This window comes from Mesorhizobium sp. M5C.F.Ca.ET.164.01.1.1, assembly GCF_004792125.1.
Taxonomy (GTDB): Bacteria; Pseudomonadota; Alphaproteobacteria; order Rhizobiales; family Rhizobiaceae; genus Mesorhizobium; species Mesorhizobium wenxiniae.
In genome coordinates this window covers 1-343 of sequence record NZ_SRTG01000292.1, presented here as the reverse complement: position 1 = coordinate 343, position 343 = coordinate 1, and the positions used below count along the sequence as shown (strand labels likewise).

General features: G+C 63.3%; 1 pseudogene. It reads left to right on the top strand.

The features are described 5' to 3' along the window. Positions 1-276: 276 nt before the first annotated feature. Positions 277-343 (top strand): annotated as a pseudogene (ndk, locus tag EN807_RS33530) (nucleoside-diphosphate kinase); the annotation flags it as partial.

Here is a 343-nt window from a genome sequence, read left to right as displayed (position 1 = left end):
TCTCCATGCGGGCCGACTTCAGCGCGGCGCCGACCGGACGACTATAGCAAGCAAACCGTTGCTTTACAGCCGTCTGATCCAGCCTGCCCGCAGCGACCAGCCACGGAAGCGCTGGCCGTTCGACGCTCGCTGTCGCTCCGGGCGTTCGTCGCTCGCAAAGCCAGGCAATTGCCTTTCCGCTCGCCGCGCGGACCCGCTCCTCACCCTCTTGGCAATAAGCCGGGCGGCTTGTATAGAGCCCGCCACTCTCAATTCAAATTCAGACAAGGACGACCCATGGCGCTCGAACGCACCTTCTCCATGATCAAGCCCGACGCAACGCGGCGCAACCTCACAGATCGGA